General features: G+C 65.0%; 11 protein-coding genes and 1 riboswitch. Of the genes, 3 read left to right on the top strand and 8 right to left on the bottom strand.

Annotated elements, in window-relative coordinates:
* Position 1 precedes the first annotated feature (1 nt).
* Both FJ423_RS20240 and FJ423_RS20235 read left to right on the top strand, forming a co-directional pair.
* On the top strand, positions 2-2,260 hold the full coding sequence (locus FJ423_RS20240) for a DUF5682 family protein (RefSeq protein ID WP_140844273.1): 2,259 nt from the start codon (positions 2-4) through the stop codon (positions 2,258-2,260).
* Positions 2,253-3,488, top strand: a complete 1,236-nt coding sequence (locus FJ423_RS20235; protein WP_140844271.1) for a VWA domain-containing protein — start codon at positions 2,253-2,255, stop codon at positions 3,486-3,488. The genes FJ423_RS20240 and FJ423_RS20235 overlap by 8 nt, the downstream gene beginning before the upstream one ends.
* A gap of 22 nt (positions 3,489-3,510) precedes the next feature.
* Here the strand turns inward: FJ423_RS20235 and FJ423_RS20230 are convergent, their stop codons facing one another.
* The 8 genes from FJ423_RS20230 to mtnK form a co-directional block, all read right to left on the bottom strand.
* Positions 3,511-3,711, bottom strand: coding sequence for a hypothetical protein (locus FJ423_RS20230; protein WP_095768799.1), 201 nt, complete (start codon positions 3,709-3,711; stop codon positions 3,511-3,513).
* A gap of 100 nt (positions 3,712-3,811) precedes the next feature.
* Positions 3,812-5,812 (bottom strand): protein-L-isoaspartate(D-aspartate) O-methyltransferase, encoded by a 2,001-nt coding sequence (locus FJ423_RS20225; protein ID WP_140844269.1) that lies wholly within the window; start codon positions 5,810-5,812, stop codon positions 3,812-3,814.
* A 101-nt stretch (positions 5,813-5,913) separates the two neighbouring features.
* Positions 5,914-6,639, bottom strand: a complete 726-nt coding sequence (locus tag FJ423_RS20220) for an MgtC/SapB family protein (protein ID WP_140844266.1) — start codon at positions 6,637-6,639, stop codon at positions 5,914-5,916.
* A 107-nt stretch (positions 6,640-6,746) separates the two neighbouring features.
* A complete protein-coding gene (locus FJ423_RS20215) occupies positions 6,747-6,905 on the bottom strand; it encodes a peptide ABC transporter permease (RefSeq protein WP_140844265.1) in 159 nt (52 codons plus the stop codon).
* Positions 6,906-7,049: 144 nt separating this feature from the next.
* Entirely contained in the window at positions 7,050-8,114 is a 1,065-nt protein-coding gene (gene fba / locus FJ423_RS20210; protein ID WP_041005077.1) for a class II fructose-bisphosphate aldolase, read from the bottom strand.
* 215 nt (positions 8,115-8,329) lie between these two features.
* On the bottom strand, positions 8,330-8,797 hold the full coding sequence (locus FJ423_RS20205) for a 6,7-dimethyl-8-ribityllumazine synthase (RefSeq protein ID WP_140844263.1): 468 nt from the start codon (positions 8,795-8,797) through the stop codon (positions 8,330-8,332).
* A 79-nt stretch (positions 8,798-8,876) separates the two neighbouring features.
* A riboswitch (FMN riboswitch) is annotated at positions 8,877-9,028 on the bottom strand.
* Positions 9,029-9,263: 235 nt separating this feature from the next.
* Positions 9,264-10,358 carry an S-methyl-5-thioribose-1-phosphate isomerase gene (gene mtnA / locus FJ423_RS20200; protein WP_140844261.1) on the bottom strand — a complete coding sequence of 365 codons (1,095 nt, stop codon included), beginning with the start codon at positions 10,356-10,358 and terminating at the stop codon, positions 9,264-9,266.
* Positions 10,355-11,623 (bottom strand): S-methyl-5-thioribose kinase, encoded by a 1,269-nt coding sequence (mtnK, locus tag FJ423_RS20195; protein WP_140844259.1) that lies wholly within the window; start codon positions 11,621-11,623, stop codon positions 10,355-10,357. The genes mtnA and mtnK overlap by 4 nt, the downstream gene beginning before the upstream one ends.
* Before the next feature lie 136 nt (positions 11,624-11,759).
* Between mtnK and FJ423_RS20190 the strand changes: the two genes are divergently transcribed.
* The gene (locus FJ423_RS20190) at positions 11,760-13,271 is read left to right on the top strand and encodes a sugar ABC transporter ATP-binding protein (RefSeq protein ID WP_140844257.1); all 1,512 of its coding nucleotides are present in this window, start codon (positions 11,760-11,762) and stop codon (positions 13,269-13,271) included.
* Positions 13,272-13,342: the final 71 nt, after the last annotated feature.

The raw sequence follows: 13,342 nt of genomic DNA, 5'->3' as shown, positions 1-13,342 counted from the left end.
GATGACTGAGGGCGGCATCAGCTATTTCGGCATTCGCCATCACGGGCCGGGCTCCGCCGAGAGCCTGGTCAAGGCGTTGCAGGAATTGCGGCCCGTCGCCGTGCTGATCGAGGGGCCGGTGGATGCCACGCCGCTGCTGCCGCTGCTCGCCAGCCCCGACATGAAGCCGCCGGTGGCGCTGCTCTGCTATCCCGAGGATGATCCCGCGGCAACCCGGTTCTGGCCTTTCGCCGAATTCTCGCCCGAGTACCAGGCGGCGCTGTGGGCTGTAGCCAACAAAGCGGCGCTTCGCTTCATCGACCTGCCGTCGGCGGCGCGGCTGGCCGAGAAGGCGGCTGAAGGTGCGACGGACGCCGATGGGGCCGAAGCGGAGGCGACGGAAGAGCAGGGCGAGGAGGCCGAACGCATCCGAGATCCGATCGGCACCCTTGCGCGCGCCGCCGGCTACGAGGACGGCGAGAGCTGGTGGTCGGATATCATCGAGCAGAATCCTGCACCCGGCCCGATCTTCGCGGCCATTGCCGACGCGATGACGACGCTGCGCGACGGCGAGGGTGCGATCGGCAGCTTCGAGGCGACGCGCGAGGCGCATATGCGTCTCGGGATCGCCGCCGCGCGAAAGGAATTCGATGGACCGTTGGCCGTCGTCTGCGGCGCCTGGCATGTACCCGCCCTGCAAGCGGCGCACACGCAAAAGAGCGATCAGGCGCTGCTCAAGGGCATCGGCCGACGCAAGACCACGATGACCTTCGCGCCATGGACCGGACCGCGCCTGGCGCTGGGCTATGGCTATGGCGCCGGCGTCGTCGCTCCCGGCTGGTGCAAGCATCTGTGGGCGACGCGCGGGCGCGATGATGCCTCGGTCCTTTGGCTGGCGCGGATCGCCGCGGTGCTCAGGGGTAAGGGCCATATGGTTTCCACGGCCTCTCTGATCGAGGCAGAACGCTTGGCTCGCGCGCTCGCCGCCATCCGCGACAGGCCGAAGCCCGGCTTCGAGGAATTGCGCGACGCCTCGGTCTCAGCGCTCTTCAACGGCGAGGCTTTGCTGTGGAAGATGGTCGAGGCCGAGCTGCTGCTCGGCGCGGATGTCGGCGAGATTCCACCCGACACGCCGCTTGCCCCACTGATCGATGATCTGCAGCGCAACCAGAAGGCGGCCCGGCTGAAGCCCGAGGCCCTTGAGCGGGAACTTTCCGTAGACCTGCGCAGCGAGAGCGGGCTCTTCCGCTCGACATTGCTGCACCGGCTGAATGTGCTTGGCGTCAACTGGGGCAGGCTGACGGATGTCGGCCGCAGTCGCGGCACGTTCCGCGAGCGCTGGATGTTGGCCTGGCAACCGGAATATGCGGTTCGCCTGGTCGAGAACCTGGTCTATGGACCGACCATCGAGAAGGCCGCCAATGGCCGTCTGATCCAGATGATCGGCGCGGCCGCGACACTGGATACGCTCGCCACACTCGTGCAAAACGCGATCACGGCGGGGCTGAGCGAGGCGTCCGCCGCCGGGCTCGCGGCGCTGGAGGAAAAGGCGGCGCACAGCAGCGAGTGCCTGGAGCTGCTGGCCTCGGTGCCGCCGCTGGCCGACATCATCCGCTACGGCGAGGCGCGCAAAACCGAGACCGAACGCCTCGCCGGCCTCTTGGAACGGCTGATCATCGAAGGATCGATCGCGCTGCCTTATGCGGCGCGCGACCTCGACGCGCAGGCCGCCGCGGAGTTGATGGCCGCGTTGCGCAAGGCCGACGAGGCGATCAGGCTGGTCGAGCCGGACGAGCATGTCCTGGAGGCCTGGCGCAACGGTCTGGCTGCCGTGCTCGATTCATCGCGCTCAACGGCGCTCGTCGCCGGTGGCGCCGCGCATCTGCTCTACGAGCACGGCCGGCTCTCCGCCGAAGCAACCGCCAATCTGCTCGCAAAACGTCTGTCGCCGGGAACGCCCGTTGCCGATGCCGCGGCATTCTTCGAAGGCTTTTTCAGCGGCGCCGGCCAGAGGCTGATCTATGACGAGGGGTTGCGCGGCGCCGTCGATGCCTGGTTGGCCTCGCTCGAAGAGGAAGCTTTCGTGGCGCATCTGCCGCTGCTGCGCCGCGTCTTTTCCAACCTCGACAGCATGGAGCGCCGGCGCCTGATCGAGGCCGTGCTTGGCAAGAGGGCGAGCCTGCCCACCGGGCTGACGCCGGCGCCGGACGGCGGCGAGGCTTGGCGCAGGCATTTTGCCCTTCTTGGAAAGCTGCTCGCAGGGGAGCCCCGCCATGGCTGACGAAGCGACTGGGCCGGAGCTCGATCAGACGCTGGACAATCGGGAGCGTCGCTGGCGGCTGGCGATCGGCGCCGACGAGGAGACATCGTCGGCGCTCTCGGCCGAGGATCGGCGGCTGTCTGCGGCGCTCGACGCGCTCTATGGCGACGGCAGCGGCGACACCGCCGGCGATCCGCGTAAGCGGCGTGGCGGGCTTGGCCGCTCGGCGCCGCGCGTCGCTCAATGGATGGGCGACATCCGCTCCTTCTTCCCCGAGCAGGTCGTGCAAGTCGTGCAGAAGGATGCCTTCGAGCGGTTGAACCTGAAGCAGATGCTGATGGAGCCGGAATTCCTCAAGGCGATCGAGGCCGACGTCAATCTCGTCGCCGACCTGATCTCGCTGCGCTCGGCAATGCCGGACAAGACCAAGGACATCGCGCGCTCGATCATTACCGATATTGTCGCGAAGCTGATGCAGCGTCTGGAGCAGAAGACCGCGGAGGCGATCCGTGGCGCGCTCGATAAGTCGCGGCGCACCAACCGCCCGCGCCAGCGCGACATCGACTGGCCGCGCACTATTACGGCGAACCTTCGCCACTACCAGCCGGACCACAAGACCGTCGTGCCGGAAAAGCTGGTCGGCTTCATGCGCCGCCAGCGGCGGCTGGTCGATCTCGACGAGGTAACGCTCTGCGTCGACCAGTCCGGCTCGATGGCAAGCTCGGTCATCTACGCCTCGATTTTTGCCGCCGTGATGGCGTCACTGCCAGTCGTGCGCACCAAGCTCGTATGTTTCGACACCGCCATCGTCGATCTGACGGAAGAGCTCAGCGATCCGGTCGAGGTGCTGTTCGGCGTCCAGCTCGGCGGCGGCACCGATATCAACCAGGCCGTCGCCTATTGCGCCGAGCGCATCGAGCGGCCGACCAAGGCGCATTTCATCTTGATCACCGATCTCTACGAGGGCGGCAACGGCAAGGAGCTTCTGCGAAGGCTGGCGACGCTGGTGCGGTCGGGCGTCAACGTGGTCGTGCTGCTCGCGCTTACCGACCAGGGCCGCCCCGGCTACGACCCTTCCATGGCCGGCTCGGTCGCGGCGCTGGGCATTCCGGTCTTTGCCTGCACGCCGGATCACTTCCCCGACATGATGGCGGCGGCGCTGCGCCGCGAGGACATCGGCGCCTGGGCGGCAGGGGCCGACATCAAGCTCGTTCGCGCCGACGCGGAAGAGCCAAAAACGGATGCGTGAGGCACGCGCCTGGCTTTAGACTCTATTTGTTCGTGCGCATTTTTTGCCGCGGATTGATGCCGCCGCTGGCCGTTGTGTCGTTCTCGACGTCGCCTTCGGTCGTGTTCTCGCCGAGCTCGAGATCATCGCCTTCCTTGATGCTGCCCTTTGACGTTCCGATGCCTGGATTGTTTTCCAGATCGGCGTCGCTCGGTTTGCGCGATTTGAGATGCTTGGTGCTCATGGCAGCCTCCTTCCAAGATTTGCTGGATGAGGAACTGATTGGCCGAAGCGAATGTTCCGAGCCCATTTGGCCGCCGCCCCGTTCCGAGACTCCGACGTCGTCAAAGTCCGAACGGATAGGTTTCGGGTACACCGGTCCTGGCATGCTCCGGCCCAAGCGGCGTCACCGCTTTCGTCTTGTCGAACCAGACGAAGGCGTCGAACTGCCTCGGCAGCGAGGCATCGGCATAGTGGCTGCGCAGTTCGGTTTCCGGCCTGTAGATCACGCCGATGAAGCGCTCCAGCCGCCGCTCCAGCAGGCGATGTCTCAGTGCGGCGTCGCGGTCCATATCGAGCAGGAACCGCGACACCCCGCTGTCGTGGCAGAGCCGTTCGTAGCTGTCCGCTTGCGAAGGGCGCACCCGCATGACCTGCATCGGATCGTCCCAATCGGAAGCCGCGGCCACGGTTCCGGAATGGGTGCCGAAACCGATCAGCGCCACTTGGTCGCCGAAACGCTCGCGGCAGAGCTGGCCGATGTTCAACTCCTGCCTGATCGTTCCCATCTCGGTGAAGCGGGCATCGCCGATATGCGAGTTGTGGGCCCAGACGACGGCCTTTGACTCCGAGCCGCGCGCATCGAGTAGATGCTCTAGCGTCTCGAACATGTGCGTGTCGCGGAGGTTCCAGGATTCCGCCCCGCCGTAATACATGATGCGATAGTAGCGTTCAGCGGCTGCGATCAGCCTTGCGTTCTGCGTGGCATCGAGAAAGTCGGCGCCGTCCTGTCGAGCGTAGTCGAGCTGTCTTGCAAGCAGCTCCTGACATTGCTCCAGCACGGCTTGTTCGCATTTGCGATAGCCGGCGGTGAGCACGGCGCGCCCGTATGTGGAAGGCTCTTTCTGCCACGGGGTCAGGCAGCCATAGCGTTGCCGCGCAGCGGCGGCGGCTTCCGGATCGACCTGGTCGAGATAGCGCAGGACGGCCGCAATCGACGCGCTCATATTGTAGATGTCGAGACCGTAAAAGCCGGCTCGGCAGTTTACATCGTCGAGGCCTCCATTGTGATCCCGCATCCAGCCGACGAATGCGTCGACATCGGTGTTGCGCCACATCCATGTGGGAAAGCGCTGGAACGGCGGCTCTGCGGCCGCGCGCGGCGGCCGATGGCGTACATGGCGGTCAATGGCCGCAGCATCCGGCCAGTCCGCTTCAACCGCGACGATGCTGAAGCCATGCTTTTCGATGAGCCGACGCGTGATCGCGCCGCGCGCCTTGTAGAATTCGGAGGTGCCGTGACTGGCCTCGCCGAGAAGGACAACACGCCGGTCCGCGAAGCGGTCGAACAGATCGCCGAAGGCCGGGTCTTCGAAATCCGGCAGCGGCTCGGCGGCGGCCGCGATCATCTCCGGCAGGCTTCTTTCGCGCGGCTGCGGCGTGACCACAGCCGGTCGATCGGCTCCATATCGAGGCCATTCCGCCCAACCTTGTTCGCCGATGAGAGGAACGAACTGCACGCCACCGAGGTCTTCCTCCTCGTAGGTCGTTGCGCCGGTTCGGGTGACCTTCAGCAGCCGCTGGTCGTCGACCTCCTTGCCGACGGGGATCACCAGACGGCCACCGACATCGAGCTGTTCCTGAAGCGCCAGCGGCGCGCCGGGACCGGCTGCGGCCACCAATATGGCATCGAACGGAGCGGCGTCGCTCCATCCCTTGGTGCCGTCGCCGGCGCGAACCTCGATATTGTCGTAACCGAGGCGTTCGAACCGCTGCCGGGCGATTTCGGCGAGCATCGCATGGCGCTCTATCGTGTAGACGCGGGCTGCAACACGACTCATCACTGCCGCCGCGTAGCCCGAACCTGTGCCGACCTCGAGAACGCGGTCGCCAGGATCGATCTCGGCGGCTTCGATCATGTAGGCGACCATGAAGGGTTGCGAGATCGTCTGACCCTTGCCGATCGGCAGAGGGGTGTCCTCATAGGCGAATTCCTCGAAATCGGGGTCGACAAAGACCTCGCGTGGAACCTCCCGCATGGCCTCCAGAACCCGGCGGTCATGAATTCCACGCTGGGCGATCTGGACATCGACCATCCGGCCGCGCGTCAGAGAAAGTTCGGCCATCAATGCCTACCGATCATGGACAAGTACCATCTTGCCCAGAACCATCTGCGGACGGGAAAGTTTCATGTCCGGGACGATTTCAAGCATCCTCCGTTACGACACTAGAACGGCTTCTCGCTAATCACCTCGAAGCGCTCGACCGCGCAATGCTCGCCGACAAGCGTCAGCACGTCGGTCGAAGGTGGAATAGCGTCCGGCTGCTTCCACAGAATATTGAAGGAATAAACAAAGCGCTCACGGTCTGCGTCGTGCTCCATGCCGACGAAGCGGGCACTGTAGCCAAGCGGCCGTACCATTTCCTGGAGGTCGGGCGGCGCGTTTTTCGGCCAGGAGACCGAAAGGATTGCCTTGTGATCGCGCCGGATCTTGAGGTCGACCCATTTCAGCGCCTGCAGTGTCACCAGCGTCAGCACGGTTGCGATCGCGCCGAGGCCGTACTGGCCGCCGCCGAAGGCAAGGCCGATCATGGTCATGATCCACATCGTGGCGGCGGTGGTGACGCCGGTGACCAGATCGCCGCGCCGCAAGATAGCGCCGCCGCCGATGAAGCCGACACCGGTGAGCACGCCGAGCGCAAGACGCATCACATCCATGCGTACGAAGGAGTCCGGTCCTTTGCCCGAGACGTCGAGCAGCATGTTGGCCTGGACCATTGCGACGCAGGCCGCAAGGCCGACCAGGATGGTCGTCCGCAACCCGGCGGAATGACCGCGGGCCTCGCGGTTCAGGCCAATGAGGAAGCCTGCAAGCACCGTGACCAGCAGCCGCGCGACGAGGTCCGGCCAGGTCGGATGAAGCGGCATGTCGCAGCAAAGCGGCGTGAGCATGGTCCGTCGGGGCAGCCTAAGCGCGCCCTCCGTTGCGTCTGGAATGCTCAACTAGGCTTGGCCGCGGATGGTTCCCTGGCCGCCAGGCTATCATGCGCGAAACGCCGTCACCGGACGGCAATGCTCAGCACCAGCGCCAGCACGACGATGCCGACCAGTCCGGCGATGAAGATGATGCGACGGGCGCGCGTGCGCAGGATGATTTCGCCCTGTCGCGCGTCCTGCCCCGAAAAAATCGGACCTTCGCTGTCGCGGTCCTTGCTCATGGCTGCCTCCTTCCCTGTGAGCGGGCAAGGGAGGCACCAGAGCAGGAACCGTTTTGGCCGGCATGAAGTTCCGCCACGCGGATGCTGAGGCGGAGTAGGGCCGGCTACCGCGACCGGCCGAAAACCGGCCGCGGGAAAGTTGGCTCAGCCGAATTTCGGGTCGAGGCTGCCCGACTTGTAGCGCTTGGCCATGTCGGCCAGCGGGATCGGCTTGATCTTCGGCGCGTTGCCGGCGGTGCCGAACTGCTCGAAGCGCTCCTTGCAGAGCTTCTTCATCGCCGCCATGGCCGGCGTCAGATATTTGCGCGGATCGAACTCGCTGGGGTTCTCGGTCAGCACCTTGCGGATCGCGCCGGTCAGCGCCATGCGGTTGTCGGTGTCGATGTTGATCTTGCGCACGCCATGCTTGATGCCGCGCTGGATCTCCTCCACCGGCACGCCCCAGGTCGGCTTCATCTGGCCGCCATATTTGTTGATGATCTCCTGCAGTTCCTCCGGCACCGACGACGAGCCGTGCATGACCAGATGCATGTTGGGCAGGCGGCGGTGGATTTCCTCGATCACGTTCATCGCCAGCACCGCGCCGTCCGGCTTGCGCGAGAATTTATAGGCGCCGTGACTGGTGCCCATGGCGACGGCCAGCGCGTCGACATGCGTGTCGCGCACGAACTGCTCGGCCTGCACCGGATCGGTCAGCAACTGGTCGTGGCTGATCGCGCCCTCGACGCCGTGGCCATCTTCCTGCTCGCCGCCGCCGCTCTCCAGAGAGCCCAGCACGCCGATCTCGCCTTCTACCGAGACGCCGCCCCAATGCGCCATGTCGACGACGCGCCGCGTGATGCCGGAATTATAGGCGTAGTCGGCCGGCGACTTGCCGTCCTCCTTCAGCGAGCCGTCCATCATCACCGAGGTGAAGCCGTACTGGATCGCGGTGACGCAGGTCGCTTCGTTGTTGCCGTGGTCGAGATGCATGCAGACCGGGATGTCGGGATGGATCTCGACCAGCGCGTCGATCAGCTTGGCCAGCACCACGTCATTGGCATAGGCGCGCGCGCCGCGGCTGGCCTGCAGGATGACCGGCGACTTGGTCTCCTCCGCCGCCTCCATGATGGCGAGGCCCTGTTCCATATTGTTCATATTGAAGGCAGGCACGCCATAGCCATGTTCGGCGGCATGGTCGAGCAATTGTCTCAGTGTGATGCGAGCCAACGAATAGTCTCCCGTATCTGGTTCGAGCCCGTGTTTGAAAAGGCCGCCCGGGCGTCGGGCGGCCCCGTTGCTTCTGGCCGGATTTCGGAGCTACCGCAACCTTTCGGAGCCTTTTCGGCCGCAATTCTTGTTGCAGGGCTGAAATCCGGCCGCGGCTGGGCCTAAAGCGCGTCGCGCTGAAACGGATTCAGGCCCCACGCTTTAGGTTTTTGCTTTCATGCGGCGATGCGTGAGCGCGCGGCGAGGATCTCGACGCAGGCCTTCGCCGCTTCCTTGCCCTTCACGGTGAAATGCTCGTGGAAGAAGCGGTGATGCTCGGCGCTGTCATGATAGTTGTGCGGCGTCAGCACCGCCGACAGCACCGGCACGCCGGTCACGAGCTGCACGTTCATCATGCCGTCGAGGACGGCGCTCGCCACGAAGTCGTGCCGGTAGATGCCGCCATTAACGACGAAGGCGGTCCCGAGGATCGCGGCGTAACGGCCGGTCTCGGCAAGCGTCTTGGCGTGCAGCGGAATCTCGTAGGCGCCCGGCACGTCGAAGAGCTCGACGGCAAAGCCGCCGAGGGCGGCAAGCTCCGTCTCGAACGCCGTCACGCATTGGTCGACGATATCGGCATGCCAGCGCGCCCGGATGACGGCGACATGACGGACAGTATGGTATTTGGGGAAATGCTGATTCATGGGTCCTTCCTTCCGTTTCGAACCAGAATCAGGACGCACGACGCAAAAACGCGGCCCGCGCGAGCGGACCGTCTCCTGCGATCGTTCTCTTCCATCCGGACTTTAACCGTCGGCTCCGGAATCGCACCGGATCTGCTGACCCTCCCGTTTACGCGGAAGGCGCTCGCGGGCTTGAGCGATCGAAATCACCTTACCGCCGGTGGGGACTTTCACCCCGCCCTGAGAACATTAACGCGGGTTTTATGGGAGAGCAGGGCAATAGTGTCAACTGGCGATGACATCGCGGTCGTCATCCTAGGGCGGAGCAAGGAGCGAAGCGACGCGCGCAGACCCTAGGATCCATGCCGTGGCGCTAAGGCATTGCAACGGTTACAGAATTCTGCACCGTTGCGCTCGATGACGGAGGTCACGGCATGGATTCTCGGGTCAAGCCAGAGAATGACGACGTGCTGGGGAGATCAGCTAGTCACCCCCGTTCCGGAAACATCGCCTTCAGCCCCTCGCGCGAGGCCTTCGCCACGCCGCGCTCTGTAATGAGCCCGGTGACCAGCCGCGCCGGCGTCACGTCGAATGCCGGATTGGCCGCCGGCGTCGCATCCGGCGAGACGCGCACCTGCGCGACGTTTCCGTCCGCCGTTTTCCCCCACACCAGCGAAACCTCGTCGCCCGAGCGCTCCTCGATCGGGATTTCCTTCAGCCCGTCGGCCACGGTCCAGTCGATGGTGGGCGAGGGCAGCGCGACATAGAAGGGCACATCATTGTCGGCGGCCGCGAGTGCCTTGAGATAGGTGCCGATCTTGTTGCAGACATCGCCATCGGCCGTGGTGCGGTCGGTGCCGACGATCACCATGTCGATGTCGCCGCGCTGCATCAGGTGGCCTCCGGCATTGTCGACGATCAGCGTGTGCGGTACGCCGTGTCCCGCCATTTCCCAGGCGGTGAGCTGGGCGCCCTGGTTGCGCGGCCTCGTCTCGTCGACATAGACATGCACCGGAATGCCGGCCTCGGTCGCCAGGTAGATCGGCGCGGTGGCGGTGCCGTAATCGACCGTCGCCAGCCAGCCGGCATTGCAATGGGTGAGGATGTTGACGCTCTCGCCCGGCTGCTTGCGTGCCGCGATCTGCCTGATGATCGCAAGCCCGTTTTCGCCGATGGCGCGGTTCAGCCCGACATCCTCATCGGCGATCTCGGCGGCCCGTCTGTAGGCCGCTTCGGCACGCTCTGCAGGCGCGAGCGGCTTGAGGTGCCGGCGCATCTCGTCCAACGCCCAGCGCAGATTGATCGCCGTCGGCCGTGTCCTATGCAGCGTCTCCCACACCGCATCGAGTGCTTCGTCCGATGGGTCATCCATCATCTGGATGGCGACGCCATAGGCCGCGGTGACGCCGATCAGCGGCGCGCCGCGCACCCACATGTCGCGGATCGCGGTGGCGATGCCGGTGACGCTTCCGATCTTCTCGATGCGGAATTCATGCGGCAGCCAGCGCTGGTCGATGATCTCGACCGAGCGCTTGTCGTCGCTGAGCCAGATGGTGCGATAGTGGCGTTTGCCGACGTTCAAAGGCTCTTCTCCTGTTCGATCAGCGCGGCCAGCTTGTTGACCTCGTCGATGCTGTGGATCTGGCGCCGGTTGACGGCGATATGGCGGCCGAAGCGCAAAGCCTTGGCTTCACATCTGGCGCGCAGGTCTTGATCGGCAATGGTCTCGAAATCGGCATTGTGGGCGAGACCCAGGATGCGCCGGTGCACCTCGATGCCGGCAAAGCCGAGCAGGTCAGTCCAGATGGAGTGCAGCATATGGTCGAGCGCCTGCTCGGAGCCGAGCAGATCGCCCTGATCCTCGAACAGGCTCCTCTGGTAGAGGATACCGGTGCGCTCGGTCCGCCACAGATGCGAGAACTCGGCGCGGAAGGTCGCCCAGGTCTCAGCCGTGACGCCGAGCAGATAGGCGCGCATGGAGTCGCGGCCGCCTTTCTCCTCGTGGCCGCGCTGCGAGAACAAGGCCATCCAGAAATTGGCAAGCAGCATGCCGACATCGAAGGCGATCGGGCCGTAGAAGGCGAATTCCGGATCGATCATCCGGGTCTCGCTGTCGGTCACCATGATCGAGCCGGAATGCAGGTCGCCATGCAGCAGCGTCTCGGCATTGGCGGCGAACAGATGCTTCAGCCGCTGCGCCTCGACCTTGAGGTCGCGGTCGGCGCGCAGCTCGGCGACCAGGCCGTCGAGCTGCGGCGAGGTATGCCGGTTCATCTTGGCATCGAAATAGGGGTCGGAGAACACCAGGTTCTCGGTGATGTCGCACAGCTCGACATTGTCGGCGAACAGCGCAAGATCGGCCTTGCGCTCTTTCGTCACCATCGACAGGTCGGAGCCGCGGAACAGTGTGCGCGCCATGAACAGGCCGATGTCGCGTGCGATGTTCGGCAGCTCGCGGCCGTCGATCAGCGCCCGCCTGAGGATGATGTGCGGCGGCGCCAGATACTCCATGACGATCAGCGCCTGGCTCTCGTCGAAATGGTAGATCGCCGGCACCGAGCCGGGCGCACGGCCCTCCTGCCGGGTCAGCGCATGATATTCGAAGAAGGAGCGTTTTAAGGGCAGCGGCCAGCTGTCGCCGACCAGCCGCACATAGGGCAGCGCCTGCTTGACCACCGCGGCACCCTTGTCGCCTTCGACGATGAAAACGAGATTGAGATTGCCGTCGCCGACCTCGCGTACTTTCCAGCGGCTAGTGTCCTTGCCGATGCGCTCCGTGAGCGCCGCGGTCTCGCCAAGGCGCTTCGGCAGCGTTTCCGCCGACAATGCTTCGAAGTTCCAGGTCATGCTCTCCCTCCTGCGCGTGGTTTCCGACGATAGCGGAGCCACAGCGGCGGGGCCAAGCTAGGAAGCGCTCTGGCAAATGTCAATCGTGTTGACAATTGCCGAATGAGCCCATAGCGTCACGATCCGGGAGGAATGGATGGGCGCAGATACCGTGTTCCATGTGGAGGGCCTAAGGAAATCCTTCGGCCAGAACGAGGTGCTTGGCGGCATCTCGCTCGACCTCTTTGCGGGCGAGGTGACCGTGCTCATGGGCGCCAACGGCGCCGGCAAATCCACCCTGGTCAAGATCGTCAGCGGCGTCTACGAACACGGCGCAGGCTCGATGCGGCTTGCCGGCAAGGCCTTCGACCCGCAGACACCCGCCGAAGCCATTCGCGCCGGTGTCGTCACCGTGCACCAAAACATCAATGACGGCGTCGTCGCCGACCTCGACGTCGCCACCAATCTGACGCTCGACCGGCTAAGCGGCAAAGGCGCGTCGTTGCTTTTCAAGCCTGCCGATGTCCGCGCCGAGGCGAGAGCCGTCGCCGACCGCATGGGACTTGCCATCGACCTCAAGGCGCGCGTCAGCGACTTGTCGTTGGCGGATCGGCAGATGGTGGCCATCGCCCGCGCCATGGCGCATCGGCCTAAGGTCCTGATCCTCGACGAGCCGACCTCTTCGCTATCGAGCGCCGAGGCCGATCGGTTGTTTTCGCTCATTGATCGGCTGCGCGGCCAGGGCGTCGCCATCCTCTATATCTCGCACCGGATGTCCGACATCAGGCGACTGGCCGACCGCATCGTGTCGATGCGCGACGGCGTGGTCTCCGGCATTTTCGACCGGAAGCCGCTCGACTATGAGGGCGCGGTCAACGCCATGCTCGGCCGCAAGATCCATCTAGACAGGGTGGTTGCCAGAAGCTCGGCCCGAGCCGTCTTCTCCGCCGAAGGGTTGCGGCTGGCGCAAGGATCGCGGCCGATCTCGATGACGCTCGGCGCCGGCGAGGTGGTGGCGATCACCGGCCTTGTCGGCGTCGGCAAGACGGCGCTGGCGGAAACGCTGTTCGGCGTGCGCAGGCCGCTTGCCGGCACCATGCACATGGACGGCAAGCCCTACGCGCCGGGCTCGGCGCGCGAGGCAATCGCCGCCGGCGTCTTCCTGGTCGCCAAGGACCGCGCCGCGAGCGGCATTGTCGGCGGCTTCAACATCGAACGCAACATCAGCCTGCCATTCCTCAAGCGCATGTCGGGCCTCGGCGTCATGAAGAAGCGCGCCGAGCGCATCGCCGCCCGCCGCCAGATCGACGAGCTCGGTATCGTCTGCCGCTCGGAGAAGGACGAGCTGTCGGCGCTCTCCGGCGGCAACCAGCAGAAGGTGATGGTGGCGCGCTGGGTGTCGCAGGCCTCGCGCCTGTTCATCCTCGACGAGCCTTTCCAGGGTGTCGACATTTCGGCGCGTCGCGACATCGCCGCCAAGCTGAGGGCAAGCGCCGACGGCCGCGCGACGCTGATCTTCGTTACCGAGCTCGACGAGGCGCTGGAGACCGCCGACCGCATCCTGGTGATGTCGGAACACACGATCGTCGGCGAGCACCGCAACGATGACATCGATCTCGACCGGCTGCTGGCGGAAGTGGCCGGTGGACCGCTTCACAGCGCGGCGTGAGATCGCAGGATGACGAGACTCGGGAGTGCAGGCATGAGTTCCAGTTTGGCGGGTAAGGCAACGGCGCGGGA

It is taken from the genome of Mesorhizobium sp. B2-8-9 (assembly GCF_006439475.1).
Lineage (GTDB): Bacteria > Pseudomonadota > Alphaproteobacteria > Rhizobiales > Rhizobiaceae > Mesorhizobium.
Note: the sequence above shows the minus strand (reverse complement) of the source record. Positions and strands in the feature narration are given on the sequence as shown.

What these genes read in the sequence shown, in the direction of transcription:
- FJ423_RS20240 (WP_140844273.1), top strand. Translation starts at nt 2, where the DNA reads ATGACTGAGGGCGGCATCAGCTATTTCGGCATTCGCCATCACGGGCCG.
- FJ423_RS20235 (WP_140844271.1), top strand. Translation starts at nt 2,253, where the DNA reads ATGGCTGACGAAGCGACTGGGCCGGAGCTCGATCAGACGCTGGACAAT.
- FJ423_RS20230 (WP_095768799.1), bottom strand. Translation starts at nt 3,711, where the DNA reads ATGAGCACCAAGCATCTCAAATCGCGCAAACCGAGCGACGCCGATCTG.
- FJ423_RS20225 (WP_140844269.1), bottom strand. Translation starts at nt 5,812, where the DNA reads ATGGCCGAACTTTCTCTGACGCGCGGCCGGATGGTCGATGTCCAGATC.
- FJ423_RS20220 (WP_140844266.1), bottom strand. Translation starts at nt 6,639, where the DNA reads ATGCTCACGCCGCTTTGCTGCGACATGCCGCTTCATCCGACCTGGCCG.
- FJ423_RS20215 (WP_140844265.1), bottom strand. Translation starts at nt 6,905, where the DNA reads ATGAGCAAGGACCGCGACAGCGAAGGTCCGATTTTTTCGGGGCAGGAC.
- FJ423_RS20205 (WP_140844263.1), bottom strand. Translation starts at nt 8,797, where the DNA reads ATGAATCAGCATTTCCCCAAATACCATACTGTCCGTCATGTCGCCGTC.
- mtnK (WP_140844259.1), bottom strand. Translation starts at nt 11,623, where the DNA reads ATGACCTGGAACTTCGAAGCATTGTCGGCGGAAACGCTGCCGAAGCGC.
- FJ423_RS20190 (WP_140844257.1), top strand. Translation starts at nt 11,760, where the DNA reads ATGGGCGCAGATACCGTGTTCCATGTGGAGGGCCTAAGGAAATCCTTC.